A 1,529-nucleotide genomic window follows, 5' to 3' on the forward strand; every position below is an offset into this window, starting at 1 on the left:
ATGATGAGCAGGAAGCGGATGCCGTCCTTGAGCGGCCGGATATGGCTCTTGCCCACGCGCGGCGCGACCGGGATCGGCTCGTAGGCGACCGTATAGGCGCTGCGGAAGAAGGCCATCGTGCAGGTGGTCGGATAGGAAAATCCGTTGGGCAAGAGGTGCAGGAACTCGCGGAACTTGTCGGCGCGTACCGCGCGAAAGCCCGAGGTGAGGTCGAGCACGGCAGAGCCTTCCGGTCCGACGACACGCACCTGCGCCACCTTCGGTCGTTCGTACGCCATGAGCCAGTTGAGTCTCTGCATGCCGCCCACCAGTGGCGGCAAGTTGCGGGTGACGAGCATTACACACGGACGGCGCAGATCAGTCATCGCGCCGATACGTCAACGCGGTGACTTGCTTTGAAATCAGGCCGAATCGACGCCTTGACCGCAGAAGTCGAAAAACGCAGGAAACGATGGTGTTCATGTCGGAGGCGTGGATGTGGCAGTGACAAGCCAGCCACGATTTTCGACTTCCGCCTCCAGCGCCAGCGTCGTCGCCACCAGCATCGGCACGCGCTCGTGCGCTGCCTGCAGGGCACTGGCGAGAATGGCGGGGTCTTCGATGTATTCGTGGATCATCTGGTTGCGAAGCAGGCGCGTGCTCATCCACTCATCGGCAGATGCCAGCCAACCAAGGCGTTCGGCGCGATCGAAATTGTCGATGGCGGCGCCCGGCGACTCACCGAGCATGCGCAGCACGATGGGGATGAGCTTGTCGCCGACAGTATCCTGAAGACGGCTGAAGCGCGAGGCGAAGGCTTCAATGCGTTCGGATAATTCGACGTCGGTGTCGAGCTGGCGCGCACGCGCGACGGTGAATGGTTCGTCGAAGACACGCCGATCGGTATTCTGCAATTGCTTGCGCTCGCGCTGGACGACGCGCAAAAGAAAACGCAGACGATTCAAATGCTCAGGGTCGTGGGTCATAGCACGACGCCACGCTGGAAGGCCGCATCGTGAATGGGCAAACGTTTGAGGTTGGGCGCCGCCAGCAGCACGTCGACCTTGCGCCCGCCCAATGCCCGACTGGCACGTGCCGCCATGCGCGCCGCCAGCGGCGCCGGATCGCCGACCGGGGTGTCCAGTTCCAAGAGCAAATCGACGTCACCGCCGCGCAGGGTGTCATCGAGCCGGGAACCGAACAGGCGCAGGCGCGCGTGAGCACCCGCCTCTTCCAGGGCGATGTGTTTCAACAGGTCGATTTGTTGACGGTTCAGGCGCATGCGGTCACCGGCGCCGAGTATAGCCAAGCCCGGGCCGGCACGCGTGCAGCGCTAAACATCACGCCGATACGTCAGCGCCGTGATCTGCTCGGAGATCAAGCCGATCAGGAAGATGATCACTGCCGCGCTGAACAGCAAGGTGCTCATGTTGGTGAAGCGGTGGATCGTCACGTAGGTGTAGCCGTAATAACCCAAGCCCGTAAGGAAGAACGCGGCCGCAACGGGCACGAACAGCTTGAGCGGCGAATACAGCGTGGCGATCTTGAAA

General features: G+C 62.3%; 2 protein-coding genes and 2 pseudogenes. All 4 read right to left on the minus strand.

The window, feature by feature from the left end; translation table 11 throughout:
- A pseudogene (locus KF759_RS14170) lies at positions 1–218 on the minus strand (glycosyltransferase family 2 protein); the annotation flags it as partial.
- A gap of 240 nt (positions 219–458) precedes the next feature.
- Positions 459–965, minus strand: a complete 507-nt coding sequence (locus KF759_RS14175; protein ID WP_291226494.1) for a hypothetical protein — start codon at positions 963–965, stop codon at positions 459–461.
- Positions 962–1,261 carry a hypothetical protein gene (locus KF759_RS14180; protein ID WP_291226495.1) on the minus strand — a complete coding sequence of 100 codons (300 nt, stop codon included), beginning with the start codon at positions 1,259–1,261 and terminating at the stop codon, positions 962–964. Before KF759_RS14180 ends, KF759_RS14175 begins: the two co-directional genes overlap by 4 nt.
- 51 nt (positions 1,262–1,312) lie before the next feature.
- A pseudogene (locus KF759_RS14185) lies at positions 1,313–1,529 on the minus strand (glycosyltransferase family 2 protein); the annotation flags it as partial.

The sequence above is a fragment of the Dokdonella sp. genome, from assembly GCF_019634815.1.
Taxonomy (GTDB): Bacteria; Pseudomonadota; Gammaproteobacteria; order Xanthomonadales; family Rhodanobacteraceae; genus Dokdonella_A.